This is a genomic window from Methylobacillus draconifructus (assembly GCF_045984355.1).
Lineage (GTDB): Bacteria > Pseudomonadota > Gammaproteobacteria > Burkholderiales > Methylophilaceae > Methylobacillus > Methylobacillus flagellatus_A.
On the sequence record NZ_JBJQII010000002.1, the window covers coordinates 515,819 to 530,063 of the forward strand.

Here is a 14,245-nt window from a genome sequence, read left to right on the forward strand (position 1 = left end):
AATATAGCGTCTTCACAACGGCCTCAAGCCATAACAAATATTTAAAGCTTGATGCTGCATCAGGCTGATTATACCCAAGCGTATCTTAAAAGTTTCCCGGAGAACCTTACATGGCATTGACCCCCGATATCGACCCTCAAGAGACCCAGGAATGGCTGGAAGCCATCTCATCGGTACTTGAGAACGAGGGAACCGAGCGAGCGCATTTCCTGCTGGAAACGCTGATCGATAAAGCCCGCCGCTCAGGTGCATATTTACCGTATAACGCAACCACTGCATACGTAAACACCATTCCTGCGCACCTGCAGCCCAAGCATCCCGGCGACACCGCCATGGAACGCAAGATCCGCGCGCTGATCCGCTGGAACGCCATCATGACCGTGCTGCGCGCCAACGAGAAATCCCCGGGCGTAGGCGGCCACATTGCCAGTTTCCAGTCTGCCGCCACCTTGTACGATACCGGCTTCAACCACTTCTTCCGCGCTGCCAACGAGAACTTCGGCGGCGACCTGATCTATTTCCAGGGCCACTCCTCTCCCGGCGTATACGCGCGTGCCTTCCTCGAAGGCCGGATTACGGAAGAACAGCTGTCCAATTTCCGCATGGAATCCAACGGCAACGGCCTGTCTTCATATCCGCACCCCTGGCTGATGCCCGATTTCTGGCAGTTCCCGACTGTCTCCATGGGCCTGGGCCCGATCGCCGGCATCTACCAGGCGCGTTTCCTCAAGTACCTGCACAACCGCGGCATTGCCGATACTGCAGACCGCAAGGTGTGGGTGTTCTGCGGCGACGGCGAAATGGACGAGCCGGAATCCCTGGGCGCAATTTCACTCGCGGCCCGTGAGAAACTCGACAACCTGATCTTCGTCATCAACTGTAACCTGCAGCGCCTGGACGGCCCGGTGCGCGGCAACGGCAAGGTGATCCAGGAATTCGAGGCCGCGTTCCGCGGCTCCGGCTGGAACGTGGTCAAGGTATTGTGGGGCTCCTACTGGGACCCATTGCTCGCCATGGACAAGGACGGCCTGCTCAAGAAGCGCATGGAAGAATGCGTGGACGGCGAATACCAGAACTTCAAGGCCAAGGGCGGCGCCTATACGCGCGAACATTTCTTCGGCAAGTATCCCGAACTCAAGGAAATGGTCGCGGCGATGTCCGACGAGGACATCTGGCGCCTCAACCGCGGCGGCCATGACCCGCACAAGGTGTATGCGGCCTACCATGCCGCGGTGAACCACAAGGGACAGCCTACCGTGGTGCTTGCCAAGACCGTCAAGGGCTACGGCATGGGCGACGAGGGCGAAGGCCAGAACACCACCCACCAGCAGAAGAGCATGAGCATCGAAACGCTGAAGAAATTCCGCGACCGCTTCAACCTGCCGCTGACCGACGAACAAGTGGAAAAACTTTCCTTCTACCGTCCCGCCGACGACAGCCCGGAAATGCAATACCTGCAGGCGCGCCGCGAAGCCATGGGCGGATTCATTCCTGCACGCCGCCGCAAGGGCAACGAACTGACCGTGCCGGCCCTGTCCGCTTTCGAGAACATGCTGGGCTCCACCGGCGAGCGCGAAATCTCCACCACCATGGCCTTCGTGCGCATTCTTTCCACACTGGTGCGCGACAAGCAGATCGGCAAATACGTCGTGCCCATCGTGCCTGACGAAGCCCGCACCTTCGGCATGGAAGGCATGTTCCGCCAACTCGGCATCTATTCCTCCGTAGGCCAGCTTTATGAGCCGCAGGATGCCGACCAGGTGATGTTCTACAAGGAATCCAAGGACGGCCAGATCCTCGAGGAAGGCATCAACGAGGCCGGCTCGTTCTCCTCCTGGCTGGCTGCCGCGACTTCATACAGCGTCACCGGCGTGCAGATGATTCCGTTCTACATCTTCTACTCCATGTTCGGCTTCCAGCGCATCGGCGACCTGGCATGGGCGGCAGGCGACAGCCGCGCGCGCGGTTTCCTGCTGGGCGCGACCGCCGGCCGCACCACGCTGAACGGCGAAGGCCTGCAACACGAGGATGGCCACAGCCACCTGATGTCCGCCACCATCCCGAACTGTGTTTCCTATGACCCGACCTTCGCCTACGAACTCGCGGTCATCATCCAGGAAGGCCTGCGCCGCATGGTGCAGAACCAGGAAGATGTGTATTACTACATCACCCTGATGAACGAGAACTACACCCACCCCGAACTGCCGAAGGGCGCAGAGGAAGGCATCCTCAAGGGCATCTACCAGTTCAGCAAGTCCAAGGCAAAAGGCCCCAAGGTGCAATTGCTGGGCAGCGGCGTGATCCTGCGCGAAGTGATTGCCGCGGCCGAGCTGCTGGAAAAGGACTGGGGCGTATCCGCCGACATCTGGAGCGTCACCAGCTTCACCGAGCTGCGCCGCGAAGGCCTGGACGTCGAGCGCTGGAACCTGCTCAATCCGGAAAAGCCGCAGAAGGAAAGCTACGTCGCCAAGCAGTTGAAGAAAGCCGAAGGCCCGGTGATCGCCTCCACCGACTACATGAAGGCGTTTGCCGACCAGATCCGCAACTTCATCCCGCAGCGCTATGTCGCATTGGGCACCGACGGCTATGGCCGCTCCGACTCGCGCGAGGCATTGCGCAGCTTCTTCGAGGTCGACCGCTACCATGTCGTGCTCGCGGCCCTGAAGGCATTGGCGGACGAAGGCAAACTGCCTGCCGCCAAGGCCGCGGAAGCAATCAAGAAATACAAGCTCGACGCCAACAGGCCAAACCCGGCAACGGTGTAAGCCCATGGCAAACAGGCCGCCAGGCACCCCTGGCGGCCGTTCGCAGCAATCATACGCCCCGGCTTACCGCATGCGGGCGTTTTGCGTAAATGCATATCTTGAAAAGATACATTTTAAGGAACATCAAGCATGGCAATTAAAGACGTACTCGTTCCCGACATCGGCAACTTTGACAGCGTGGATGTCATCGAAGTCCTGGTCAAAGCCGGCGACAGCATTGCCAAGGACGACTCGCTGATCACCCTGGAATCCGACAAGGCCTCCATGGACATTCCCGCGCCATTCGCCGGCACCGTGAAGGAAGTCAAAATCAAGGTAGGCGACAAGGTGGCCCAAGGCGCCCTCATCCTCACGCTGGAAGCAGCGGAAGAAAGCGCAAGCGCCCCCGCTGCCGCCCCGCAAGAGGAAGCCAAGCCAGCACCTGCCGCAGCTGCGCCGTCAACCCCGGCGCCCGTACCTGAGGCCACGCGCCCTGCGCCCGAGCCTCCCCAGACCATACAGCCGCAAACCACGCCCAACCCGGTTGCGGCCAGCGTTGAAACCGCTGCTGGCAAGCTTGCGCATGCCAGCCCATCGGTGCGCAAGTTCGCACGCGAGCTGGGCGTCAACCTGGCATTGGTCACCGCCAGCGGCCCCAAGAACCGCATTACGCAATCCGACGTTCAGGCCTACGTCAAGGGCGAGCTGAGCAAGCCCCGCGGCGGCGGCATCGCCACCGGAGCCGGCGGCCTTGCCGTCATTCCGGCCCCCGTCATCGACTTCTCGCAATATGGCGAGACCGAAACCAAGCCGTTGTCGCGCATCAAGAAGCTCTCGGGCGCCAACCTGCACCGCAACTGGGTCACCGCGCCGCACGTCACGCAATTCGACGAGGCCGACATCACCGACCTCGAGGATTTCCGCAAATCCATGCAATCCGAAGCGGAAAAACGCGGCGTCAAGCTCACTATGCTAGCCTTCCTGATCAAGGCCTCGGTCAACGCGTTGCGCGCCTACCCTAACTTCAATGCGTCGCTGTCCGCCGATGGCGAGAACCTGATCCTCAAGCAGTACTACAACGTCGGCTTCGCCTGCGACACGCCGGACGGACTGGTTGTGCCTGTGATCCGAGACGTCAACCGCAAGGACGTGCTCGAAATCGCTGCCGAGCTGGGCGAGCTTTCCGCCAAGGCACGCGAGCGCAAGCTCAAGGTCGAGGAAATGCAGGGCGGCTGCTTCACCATTTCCAGCCTGGGCGGTATCGGCGGCACGGCCTTCACGCCCATCATCAACTGCCCCGAAGTGGCGATCCTGGGCGTATCGCGCTCCAGCATCCAACCGGTATTCAACGGCAAGAACAAGGAATTCGAGCCGCGCCTGATCCTGCCTTTGTCCCTGTCTTATGACCACCGCGTGATCGACGGTGCCGATGGCGCCCGTTTCACCAGCCATTTGCGCATGGTGTTGTCCGATGTACGTCGTTTGTTGCTGTAAGGATTGAGGGATAAACATGAGCAAGATTACTGAAGTATTGGTTCCCGATATCGGCAACTTCGATAGCGTGGACGTCATTGAAGTACTGGTAAAGGCCGGCGACACCATCGCCAAGGAAGACGCGCTGATCACCCTGGAATCCGACAAGGCCTCCATGGACATTCCCTCCTCCCACGCCGGCGTGGTGAAGGAAGTCAAGGTCAAGGTGGGCGACAAGGTCGCCAAGGGCGCACTGATCCTGCTGGTGGAAGAAGCCGGTGCGGAACAGGCAGGCGCTGCCGCCAGCCCGGCACCAGCAGCCCAGGAACAATCCAAACCGGCGCCCGCGGCAACGCCTGCCGCGCCGGCGCCTGCTCCGGCAACCGCCACCGGCGACTCCGACATCAATACCGAAGTCGTGGTGCTCGGCTCCGGCCCTGGCGGCTATACGGCCGCCTTCCGCGCTGCCGACCTCGGCAAGCAGGTCGTGCTGATCGAGCGCTACTCCACGCTGGGCGGCGTCTGCCTCAATGTGGGCTGCATCCCGTCCAAGGCGTTGCTGCACACTGCCAAGGTCATCACCGAGGCCGAGGAAACCAGCCATCACGGCGTCAGCTTCGGCAAGCCCAAGATCAACCTGGAAGAACTGCGCAACTGGAAAGCCAACGACGTCGTCGCCAAGCTCACCGGCGGCCTCGCACAAATGGCCAAGCAGCGCGGCGTGACCGTGGTGCAGGGCGTAGGCCAGTTCACCAGTCCCAACCAGATCGCCGTGACCGCGGCCGATGGCAAGGTCACCACTGTCGGCTTCCAGAACGCGATCATCGCCGCCGGCTCACAAGCCACCAAATTCCCCGGCGCGCCTGAAGACGAACGCATCATGGACTCCACCGGCGCGCTGGCGTTGGCAGACGTACCGAAACGCCTGCTGGTGATCGGCGGCGGCATCATCGGCCTGGAAATGGGCACGGTATACGACGCGCTGGGCAGCAAGGTCAGCGTGGTCGAGTTCATGGACGGCCTCATCCCGGGTGCCGACCGCGACCTGATCCGCCCATTGCAGAAGCGCATGGAAAAACGCTTCGAGAGCATCATGCTCTCCACCAAGGTAGCCAAGATCGAAGCCAAGAAAGACGGCATCCACGTCAGCTTCGAAGGCGAGAACGCACCCAAGGAAAGCCAAGTCTACGACCGCGTGCTGGTCTCCATCGGCCGCCGCCCGAACGGCAAGAACATCGGCGCCGAAAACGCAGGCGTTGCAGTGGACGATCGCGGCTTCATCGCCGTCGACAAGCAGATGCGCACCAACGTACCGCATATCTTCGCGATCGGCGACATCGTCGGCCAACCCATGCTGGCGCACAAGGCGACCCACGAAGCCAAAGTGGCGGCTGAAGTCATTGCCGGCCACAAGGTCGAGTTCCAGGCCATGGCGATTCCTTCCGTTGCCTATACCGATCCCGAAGTGGCCTGGGTAGGCGTCACTGAAACCGAAGCCAAGGCCAAGGGTCTGGAGATCGAGAAAGCCTCCTTCCCATGGGCGGCAAGCGGCCGGGCGTTATCCATTGCTCGCTCCGAAGGCGCCACCAAGCTGATCTTCGACAAGAAAACCCACCGCGTGATCGGTGCCGGCATCGTCGGCACCAATGCCGGCGAACTGCTGGCGGAAGCCGTGCTTGCAATCGAGATGGGAGCCGATGCGCACGACCTGGGCCTCACCATCCACGCCCACCCGACCTTGTCCGAGACCATCTGCTTCGCGGCGGAAATGAAGGAAGGCACCATCACCGACCTTTACATCAAGAAAAGATAACCATCCCGAAACAGAATCCCGCGCAATGCGGGATTTTTTTCGTCCATGATGGACAAGAGATGGCTTGCCGGAACATCCGGCAAGACACCTGCCCGAAACAAAACACCCTCCTGTTGAATATCAAGCAGATCATGTTGCCGGCATGGTTCTCCGCGCGCTAAGTCGTTGTATTCACAATACCCCTATGCTGGGTATGTTATTTGCTGTCATTCCAGGGATATTGTGTAGCCTCACTGCATGGGCAAGGGCTTAGGAGTCGTCATGAAGTACATCAAAACCTGGGACATCCCCTTACGCGTTTTCCATTGGTCGCTGGTCGCGCTTTTCGCCACTGCGATCATTACCGTCAAGATAGGCGGCAACGCCTTGGAATGGCATGTATTTTCCGGCCTGGCGCTGTTGGCCTTGCTGATTTTCCGCATATTGTGGGGATTCGCCGGTGGCACCTACGCCAAGTTCTCCAACTTCGTCCGCGGCCCGCGCGCCATCCTTGGCTACGTCAAGGGCAAGGGCGACAAGACCATCGGCCACAACCCGCTCGGCGGTTGGTCGGTCGTTGCGATGCTGGCGTTGCTGTTGGCACAGGTGGTCACCGGCCTGTTCGCCAATGACGACATCTTCACCGAGGGCCCGCTGTACTCGCTCGTCGACAAGGATACCAGCGACTACCTGACCTACCTCCATACGGTCAATCAGTACGTGCTCTATGGCCTGATAGGACTGCATGTTACCGCCATCATCTATTATCGGCTGTTCAAGCGCGAAAACCTGGTAAGCGCCATGATCACCGGGCGCAAGCAAGTGCCTGCATCCATCCCTGATGCGCATGCCAGTCAAGGCGGCCATGTGATCCTGGGCCTGGTGTTGCTGGCAGCGAGCGTGGGAATTACTTGGTTCATTTCCACCCACTGGGCCGGATAGGGTTGGCAACGATACCATTTCCCAGGAAAATGGCATCATTAAACTAACTGAGAATCGTTCATGGCTGCCAGACTTGTCCCCATATTGCTTTTGCTGTGCGTCCCGTTGGCGCATGCCGATGAGCAACCGGCTGCCGAACGCCAATATACGTTCTCATGGCAATTCCAGGATGAATCCGGCATGTCGCCCAGGGGCGGCACGACCCAAGGCCCTCCCGTCAAGCTGGTCACCGAGCCGACACCGGAATGGAAAGCCTTGCAAGAGCACGGCCTGAGCGACTTTGAACGCGACCGCCGCGCCATCCTGGCCATGGCAGGCGGTTATCGCGCCACGTTCGACTTCGTAGAAACGGCCGGTTTCGTTTCCGCTTATAAACCCAACCGCCCCTACCGCAGCTGGGGCACGGAAAAGGTATATGTCGTCGAGGACAAGGGCGACTCCATTGTCTTGCAGCATCTGCTGGTCATGTCCTTCGTGGGTGAACACGGCAAGGCCGAAGGGCCTTTCGTCACTAAGCACTGGCGGCAGGACTGGCAATACGAGCCCTCCGAGCAACTGGTGTTTCGCGGTAACAATACCTGGCAGCGCATCAAGACGCCTGGGCGGCAACATGGCCAGTGGAGGCAGACCGTTTACCAGGTCGACGACAGCCCCCGTTACTCCGGCATCGCAAAATGGCAGCACCTGGGCAACTACTCCAGCTGGAGCGACGAAGACGGCTGGCGGCCCTTGCCGCGCCGCGAATACAGCGTACGCAGCGACTATGACGTATTGATCGGGAATAATCGGCATATCATCACGCCCACCGGCTGGGTGCATGAACAGCAGAACCTAAAGGTCAGGCTGGACCAGACAGGGCGGATTGCGGCGAATGCCCCTGTCGTCGGCCGCGAATCCGGCTTCAACCGTTACGAGCGCATTCAGGATCATGACTGGAGCGCCGGGGACCGTTACCTGGAGGCCACCAGGCCGGTGTGGAGCGCAGTGCGCGCAGAGTGGGACAAACTGATCGCTGACAACGAGTTCCTGAGGCTGTGCGGCGCCCCGGACAAGGATAACTTGTTCGTCCCGCTCTACCGGTATGCCCAGGAGGTCGCGGAAGCCAAAAACCCGGTTTCAACGACAGAAATCAGGGCAAAGGTCCACCAGGCAGTGCAGGCCTATCTTGCAGGCGGCAATTCAACAACTCCTTGATTTAAGATTTGCCATTGCAACAGCATGCATGCCCTAGCTGTTGCCGTGGCAACTCCCGCATCTCGCGCCCCAGGTAAAACCCAATACCCATCAGTGGGTTATATATGGACGGTGCTTGGCATATCGATTGCTATCCAATCATACAGGCCATGCTCGCAATGCTGGCCTTCTTATTTAACAACAATGGAGAGCAATCAATGGATACCCCTTTCAAGCCTTTGATCGTATTGGGCATTGCCGGACTGATCGGCCTGGCAGCGCTTACGACCGCCGTAGGCATTGCCAGCGCGGGTGAAGAGCTGGATCCCAAAGCCATTTCGATCAAGCTGCCCAAGGAAATCAAGTGGAAGGCCAATCCAAGCGGCTCGGAAACGGCGGTATTGGTAGGAGACCCGTCCAAGCCAGGCTTGTATGTAGTCCTCAACAAATGGAAAGCCAATCACCATAGCAAGCCCCATTCGCACCCCAATGACAGGTTCATTACCGTGCTGTCCGGCACCTGGTGGGTAGCAACGGGTTCCGACTACAATCCGGCGCATTTCAAACCCGTGCCGGCCGGAAGCTTCGTGACGCATTACACAAACGAAATCCACTACGACGGCGCCAAGGACGAGGACACTATCCTCCAGATCGTAGGCATAGGCCCAGCCACCTCTACCCGTGCTGAAGAAAAGAAATAGCAATCCTGCAGTGCCTTTCGACGGCCGCCCCCTTATCCCTGGAGAAAGGGGCCTTCATGACAGCAGCTTCGCCCTTACCCGACCACGATCCGCAAAGACCTTGTCGCCCGCGCCGAAACACACGAAGATGATATCGGCGATATATCTCCGTATTCTTCGTTACTGCTATCCGGGTGAAAAAATATCAATGCCCCAGTTGTTCTGGCGACTCCGCCGCCTGCAGCCTGCGGGCATCGTCCAGGGCACGATTGACCGATGCCGCCGCTTCTGAATCCGGAGGAAGTTTGTGCAGCAAACGCTCCCATAGATCAATAGCGCGGCTATAGTCGCTGCGGTCGAATGCGGCCGACGCCGCCAGCATCAGCGCCTTGGCTTGCCCTGGGTCCAGCTCCAGCGCACGAGTCACCAAGGCTTCGGGCTCGCCGGCCATACTGTGCTGGTTGAGGAACGCCAGCGCGATGGCGTAATCCACCAGCAACTGCGGATCGTCGGGAATTGTGCGGACCGCCTGCTCGAATGCCTGCACCGCCTCGTCGTAACGGTGCAGCTTGGTGTTGGCGCGGGCGAGCAAGGCCCAGCCCGCACCGTCGTCAGGGTCCAGCTCGAGCTTTTGCCTGAGGGATTGCAGGATAGCCTCGATATTGGCCGGGACATTTCCGCCATCGGCGGCAGGGTTGGCCTGCGGCTGGCGCGCGGCAATGATCGCCCCGGGATTGCCGGTCTTGAGATAGATCGGCACGGCAAGCGCCGGCAGCAACACCAGCAAGGCCGCGGCCAGCAAGCGTTCCGGCCTGCCATCGGCCTTGCCGGATACTGGCACGGCATCGCGCGCATCCTCTAGCAAGCGCCGCTCCAGTTCGCTTTTCGCTTGCTGGTATTGCGGCTCGTCCAACAGGCCGTTCTCCCGGTCCTGGCCCAGTTCGGCGAATTGCTCACGGTATACGGCGACCATCGCTGGCGTCGTGGTGAAAGGCGCCGCCTCACGCCTCAGCAATGGCCTCAGGAGCACTGCCACCGCCAACAGCAGCAATGATGCTGCCACAGCCCAGAATATCAACACCACTATTGCTCCTGCCTCAATAACTCATCGACCTTGCGGGACTGGTCCGCATCCAAATGGAACTCAACCGGCGGCACTTCGCGGCGCCTAACCAACAGGACGATGCATAGCAAACCTACTGCCAACAGTACGAACGGGCCTGTCCATAAGACCGCCGTGCTGGGCTTGAATGGCGGCCGATAGCGTATGAAGTCGCCATAGCGCGCCACTAGGTAGTCGACGATCTGCTGGTCGCTCATGTTTTTAGCGGCCATTTCGCGGATTTCATTGCGCAGGTCCTCCGCCAACGGCGCATCGGAATCAGCCAGCGTCTGGTTTTGGCATACCAGGCAGCGCAACTCCTCCGACAGGCGCGACACCTGGGCCTCGACCTGCGGGTTCTCCGCCAACGGCGCCGCTTCCTGCGCCGGCAATGCCAGCACAGGCCACAGCAGGCCGAGCATGATCAAGCAATATTTCATTCCGCCTTCAGCTCCATGATGAGGGGCAATAGCTTTTCAGCAACGACCTGCTCCGTCAGGGGGCCGATCTGCTTATAGCGTATGACGCCCGCCTTGTCGATCACGTACGTTTCTGGCACGCCGTAGACGCCGTAATCGATTCCCACCCTGCCATGCGTATCGGTCACGGAAACCAAGTATGGGTCGCCACCGCCCTGTTTGAGCCAGATAAGCGCTTTCTCGCGCTGGTCCTTATAGTTCATGCCGACGATAGGAGCGACCCGGCTCGCGGCCAGCTTCAGCAATACGCCATGCTCCTCCCGGCACGGCGCGCACCAGGACGCCCACACGTTGAACAGCCAGACCTGCCCCCGCAGCTCGGCCGGCGAAAATGCGCGTTGCGGATCGTCCAGCCTGGGAAGGCTGAACAAAGGCGCCGGTTTGCCCACCAAGGGCGACGGCACCACTTGCGGATCATGGCGCAAACCTACCGCCAGGAACCCGGCCAGAAGCAGGAAAGCCAGTAACGGCACCAGAATCAACAAACGCTTCATGCCGCAGCCACCTCCTGCAACGCTTTTGCCTTGGTCTTGTTGCGGATGCGATACCTCCTATCGCTCAAGGCCAAGGCTCCGCCAGCCGCCATCAGCAGGCAACCTCCCCAGATCCAGTTCACCATGGGTTTGTAGTAAATCCTCACGCTCCAGCTGCCGTCACCCAGCGGCTCGCCCAAGGAGGCATACTGATCGCTCCACAGGCCCGCGGCTATGCCGGCTTCCGTCATCGGCATGTTCTGCACCGTGTACACGCGCTTCTGCGGATGCACGGTCGCCACTTCCTTTTGATTGCGGAGCACCCGCATGTTGCCCTGGGTAGCCGTATAGTTGGGGCCTCGCACCTCGGTCACCCCCTCGAACAAGAAGTCGTAGCCGGACAAATGGGCGACATCGCCGGGATGCATACGCACGGCAGTCTCGGTTTCAAAGCCCTTGACGATGGTCACGCCCAGGATGAACACGCCGATCCCGACATGCGCCAGCCACATCCCCCACCAGGCGCGAGCCACGCTCCGCAGGCGTCCTACCAATGGCAATCCGCCCAGCCGCAAGCGCAGCCACAGCGTCTGCGCCGAAGAGGCAAACACCCAGAACGCCAGGAACAGGCCCAGCCCCACCATCGGCGTCCAGCGGCCGAGCAGCAATGGCAGGAATACCGCCGTGACAAGGCTGATGGCGAAGGCCCAGCGCAGCCGCACAGCCAGTTCCGGCAGCTCCGCCTGCTTCCACCGCGCCAAGGGGCCTATACCCATGAGGAAGACCGCGGGCGCCATCAGCGGAGCAAATACCGTGTCGAAATATGGCGGCCCGACCGATATCTTGCCCAAGCCGAGCGTATCGAGGACCAAGGGATAGAGCGTGCCCAGCATGACGGAAGCTGCCGCAACCACCAACAGCACGTTATTGGAAAGCAGCAGGCTTTCGCGGGAAAGCGCGCTGAAGCCTCCGCCTTTGCCCACCGAGGACGCGCGCCAGGCGAACAGGCCCAGCGACCCGCCGATCACGATGACGAGGAAAGCAAGGATGAACAGGCCCCGTTCAGGGTCGGTAGCGAAGGCATGGACCGAGGTCAGCACGCCGGAACGCACGAGGAAGGTGCCCAGCAGGCTCAGTGAAAATGCCGCGATGGCCAGCAGCACGGTCCAGGCCTTGAAGCTGCCGCGTTTTTCCGTCACAGCCAGCGAGTGCATCAAGGCGGTGCCGACCAGCCATGGCATGAAGGAGGCGTTTTCCACGGCATCCCAGAACCACCACCCGCCCCAGCCCAGCTCGTAATAGGCCCAGTTGCTCCCCGCCATGATGCCCACGGTAAGGAACAGCCAGGCGAGGATGGTCCACGGACGCGACCACCGGGCCCAGGCTGCGTCGAGTTCGCCGCCCAGCAAAGCGGCGATCGCGAAGGCGAAGGCGACGGAAAAACCGACATAGCCCATGTACAGCATGGGAGGATGGAACACCATGCCGGGGTCCTGCAAGAGCGGATTGAGGTCCCGCCCGTCTATCGCCGCCGGAATCAGCCGCTCGAAAGGATTGGAGACCGTCAGCAGGAACAGCAGGAAACCGATGCTGATGAGTCCCATCACCCCCAGGATGCGGGCCCGCGTCAGCTCTGGCAACTCCTTGGAGAAAAAACTGACCGCCAGCGCCCAGGCATTGAGGATGAACACCCAGAGCAGCAGCGAGCCCTCGTGCCCGCCCCAGAGCGCGGCCACCCGGTAGTGCAGCGGCAATTGCGAATTGGAGTTGGAGGCCACGTACAGCACGGAATAGTCCTTGACGGCGAACGTATAGGCGAGGCAGGCGGTGGACAAGGCCACCAGCACGAACTGCAGCCGTGCGCAGGGCTTGGCCAGCGCAACCCAGGCGGGCCTGCGCAACGCCGCTCCCGCAATCGGGAACACCCCTTGCACGACGGCGACCAGCAATGCCAGCACCAATGAAAAATGGCCGATCTCGGGAATCAAGAATTGTCTCCCGCTTCATGGGCCGCCTGGCCCGTTTCAGTGGCTTTGGCCCGCTTGAGCGCCTCCGCCGCCTCGGGGGGCATGTAGTTCTCGTCGTGCTTCGCCAGCACATTGCTCGCGATGAAGCGTCCATCCGCGTCCAAAGCGCCTTGCGCCACCACGCCCTTCCCTTCCTTGAACAGGTCCGGCAGTATTCCCTGGTAGCTTACCTGGATGTCCTTGACCGTATCCGTCACGACGAAATGCACGGTCAAGCCGTCGGCCTGCCGCTCCAGGCTGCCTTCGGCCACCATGCCGCCGATACGGAAGCTGGTATTGGCCGGCGCTTCGCCGCTGGCCACCTGCGAAGGCGTATAGAAGAACACGAGATTGCTGCGGAAAACGCTCAAGACCAAGGCTATTGCCAAGGCGACCAGCACGATGCTTCCACCAACCAATGCCAAACGTTTGTATCTCGATTTCATCCAGCATGCTCCGCATTGCGCGCACCTGCCCATGCACGCGCCTGCCGGATGCGCCTGATCGCCTTGCGGCGCCTCAGGGCCAGCGCGCTCACTTCCCAAGCCAGGCCAAGCAGGGTCAAGCCGAACGAGCCCCATACATAGGAGGCATAACCTCCCATGGCGAAAAATTCCGCCGCTGAATTCCATTGCATTAGTTTCTTACCTCTTCCAGTTGCTGCACCCAGGCCGAATGCCGCTCACGTTCCAGAATGACGCAACGCACGCGGGATAAAGCGGCCGCGATGCTGTATACCCAGCTTGCCAGCGCCATCACGAGCATGCCCGCGAGCATGATGCTTGCCATTTTCGGCGCCGACGACACATTGACGGAGGCTCCCTGGTGCAGCGTGTTCCACCAACGCACCGAGAAATAGATGATGGGCACGTTGACAGCCCCGACCACGGCAATGACGGCCGCCGCCCGGTCTGCGCGCTGGGGATTGTCGATAGAAGCATGCAGCGCCATGAAGCCGATATAGAGGAACAAGAGGATTAGCTCCGAAGTGAGCCTGGCATCCCACACCCACCACGCCCCCCAGGTGGGCTTGCCCCAAAGCGACCCGGTCGCAAGCGCCAGCAGGGTAAACAACGCCCCCGTGGGCGCCAGCGCCTGTGCCATCATCGCGGACAACCTGGTGTTGAACACCAGCCCAACCGTTGCCCAGAAGGCCATGGCCAGATAGATCACCATGGACATCCATGCGGCGGGTACATGAATGAAAATGATGCGGTAGGCCTCTCCCTGCTGGAAATCGGTCGGGGCGATGAACAAGCCGATGTAAATCCCGATTGCCGCCAGCAAGGCGGCGACACTGTAGAGCCAGGGAATCCAGCGGCCCGACACAGGATAGAACGCCTGCGGCGCCGCATATTTGAACCAATTGATGCCTGACATG

13 protein-coding genes are annotated in these 14,245 nt (G+C 60.6%); 6 read left to right on the forward strand and 7 right to left on the reverse strand.

The annotated features are described in order from the left end of the window. The first annotated feature begins 110 nt into the window (after positions 1-110). The 6 genes from aceE to ACJSDX_RS06310 all read left to right on the forward strand — a co-directional run bounded on the left by aceE (position 111) and on the right by ACJSDX_RS06310 (position 8,825). Entirely contained in the window at positions 111-2,765 is a 2,655-nt protein-coding gene (gene aceE / locus ACJSDX_RS06285; protein WP_309566697.1) for a pyruvate dehydrogenase (acetyl-transferring), homodimeric type, read from the forward strand. 129 nt (positions 2,766-2,894) lie between these two features. Next, positions 2,895-4,238 carry a dihydrolipoyllysine-residue acetyltransferase gene (aceF, locus tag ACJSDX_RS06290; RefSeq protein ID WP_407993963.1) on the forward strand — a complete coding sequence of 448 codons (1,344 nt, stop codon included), beginning with the start codon at positions 2,895-2,897 and terminating at the stop codon, positions 4,236-4,238. A gap of 16 nt (positions 4,239-4,254) precedes the next feature. Next, positions 4,255-6,030, forward strand: a complete 1,776-nt coding sequence (gene lpdA, locus ACJSDX_RS06295; RefSeq protein WP_407993964.1) for a dihydrolipoyl dehydrogenase — start codon at positions 4,255-4,257, stop codon at positions 6,028-6,030. Positions 6,031-6,291: 261 nt separating this feature from the next. Next, entirely contained in the window at positions 6,292-6,951 is a 660-nt protein-coding gene (locus ACJSDX_RS06300; protein ID WP_407993965.1) for a cytochrome b/b6 domain-containing protein, read from the forward strand. A gap of 60 nt (positions 6,952-7,011) precedes the next feature. Further along, complete coding sequence (locus ACJSDX_RS06305; RefSeq protein WP_407993966.1) at positions 7,012-8,145, forward strand: DUF6607 family protein; 1,134 nt, start codon at positions 7,012-7,014, stop codon at positions 8,143-8,145. Between the two features lie 197 nt (positions 8,146-8,342). Further along, on the forward strand, positions 8,343-8,825 hold the full coding sequence (locus tag ACJSDX_RS06310; protein WP_407993967.1) for a cupin domain-containing protein: 483 nt from the start codon (positions 8,343-8,345) through the stop codon (positions 8,823-8,825). 184 nt (positions 8,826-9,009) lie between these two features. Here the strand turns inward: ACJSDX_RS06310 and ccmI are convergent, their stop codons facing one another. From ccmI to ccmC, 7 genes are read right to left on the reverse strand one after another with little or no spacing between them, the layout of a single operon-like run. After that, entirely contained in the window at positions 9,010-9,885 is an 876-nt protein-coding gene (gene ccmI, locus ACJSDX_RS06315; protein WP_407993968.1) for a c-type cytochrome biogenesis protein CcmI, read from the reverse strand. Between the two features lie 2 nt (positions 9,886-9,887). Further along, the gene (locus tag ACJSDX_RS06320) at positions 9,888-10,346 is read right to left on the reverse strand and encodes a cytochrome c-type biogenesis protein (protein ID WP_407993969.1); all 459 of its coding nucleotides are present in this window, start codon (positions 10,344-10,346) and stop codon (positions 9,888-9,890) included. After that, positions 10,343-10,879, reverse strand: a complete 537-nt coding sequence (locus ACJSDX_RS06325) for a DsbE family thiol:disulfide interchange protein (RefSeq protein ID WP_407993970.1) — start codon at positions 10,877-10,879, stop codon at positions 10,343-10,345. The genes ACJSDX_RS06320 and ACJSDX_RS06325 overlap by 4 nt, the downstream gene beginning before the upstream one ends. Further along, positions 10,876-12,846 (reverse strand): heme lyase CcmF/NrfE family subunit, encoded by a 1,971-nt coding sequence (locus ACJSDX_RS06330; protein WP_407993971.1) that lies wholly within the window; start codon positions 12,844-12,846, stop codon positions 10,876-10,878. The genes ACJSDX_RS06325 and ACJSDX_RS06330 overlap by 4 nt, the downstream gene beginning before the upstream one ends. Beyond that, the gene (ccmE, locus tag ACJSDX_RS06335) at positions 12,843-13,310 is read right to left on the reverse strand and encodes a cytochrome c maturation protein CcmE (protein WP_407993972.1); all 468 of its coding nucleotides are present in this window, start codon (positions 13,308-13,310) and stop codon (positions 12,843-12,845) included. The genes ACJSDX_RS06330 and ccmE overlap by 4 nt, the downstream gene beginning before the upstream one ends. Next, complete coding sequence (gene ccmD / locus ACJSDX_RS06340) at positions 13,307-13,501, reverse strand: heme exporter protein CcmD (RefSeq protein WP_407993973.1); 195 nt, start codon at positions 13,499-13,501, stop codon at positions 13,307-13,309. Before ccmD ends, ccmE begins: the two co-directional genes overlap by 4 nt. After that, positions 13,501-14,244 (reverse strand): heme ABC transporter permease CcmC, encoded by a 744-nt coding sequence (ccmC, locus tag ACJSDX_RS06345; protein ID WP_407993974.1) that lies wholly within the window; start codon positions 14,242-14,244, stop codon positions 13,501-13,503. Before ccmC ends, ccmD begins: the two co-directional genes overlap by 1 nt. Position 14,245 lies beyond the last annotated feature (1 nt).

What these genes read in the sequence shown, in the direction of transcription:
- aceE (WP_309566697.1), top strand. Translation starts at nt 111, where the DNA reads ATGGCATTGACCCCCGATATCGACCCTCAAGAGACCCAGGAATGGCTG.
- aceF (WP_407993963.1), top strand. Translation starts at nt 2,895, where the DNA reads ATGGCAATTAAAGACGTACTCGTTCCCGACATCGGCAACTTTGACAGC.
- lpdA (WP_407993964.1), top strand. Translation starts at nt 4,255, where the DNA reads ATGAGCAAGATTACTGAAGTATTGGTTCCCGATATCGGCAACTTCGAT.
- ACJSDX_RS06300 (WP_407993965.1), top strand. Translation starts at nt 6,292, where the DNA reads ATGAAGTACATCAAAACCTGGGACATCCCCTTACGCGTTTTCCATTGG.
- ACJSDX_RS06305 (WP_407993966.1), top strand. Translation starts at nt 7,012, where the DNA reads ATGGCTGCCAGACTTGTCCCCATATTGCTTTTGCTGTGCGTCCCGTTG.
- ACJSDX_RS06310 (WP_407993967.1), top strand. Translation starts at nt 8,343, where the DNA reads ATGGATACCCCTTTCAAGCCTTTGATCGTATTGGGCATTGCCGGACTG.
- ACJSDX_RS06320 (WP_407993969.1), bottom strand. Translation starts at nt 10,346, where the DNA reads ATGAAATATTGCTTGATCATGCTCGGCCTGCTGTGGCCTGTGCTGGCA.
- ACJSDX_RS06325 (WP_407993970.1), bottom strand. Translation starts at nt 10,879, where the DNA reads ATGAAGCGTTTGTTGATTCTGGTGCCGTTACTGGCTTTCCTGCTTCTG.
- ccmE (WP_407993972.1), bottom strand. Translation starts at nt 13,310, where the DNA reads ATGAAATCGAGATACAAACGTTTGGCATTGGTTGGTGGAAGCATCGTG.
- ccmD (WP_407993973.1), bottom strand. Translation starts at nt 13,501, where the DNA reads ATGCAATGGAATTCAGCGGCGGAATTTTTCGCCATGGGAGGTTATGCC.
- ccmC (WP_407993974.1), bottom strand. Translation starts at nt 14,244, where the DNA reads ATGTCAGGCATCAATTGGTTCAAATATGCGGCGCCGCAGGCGTTCTAT.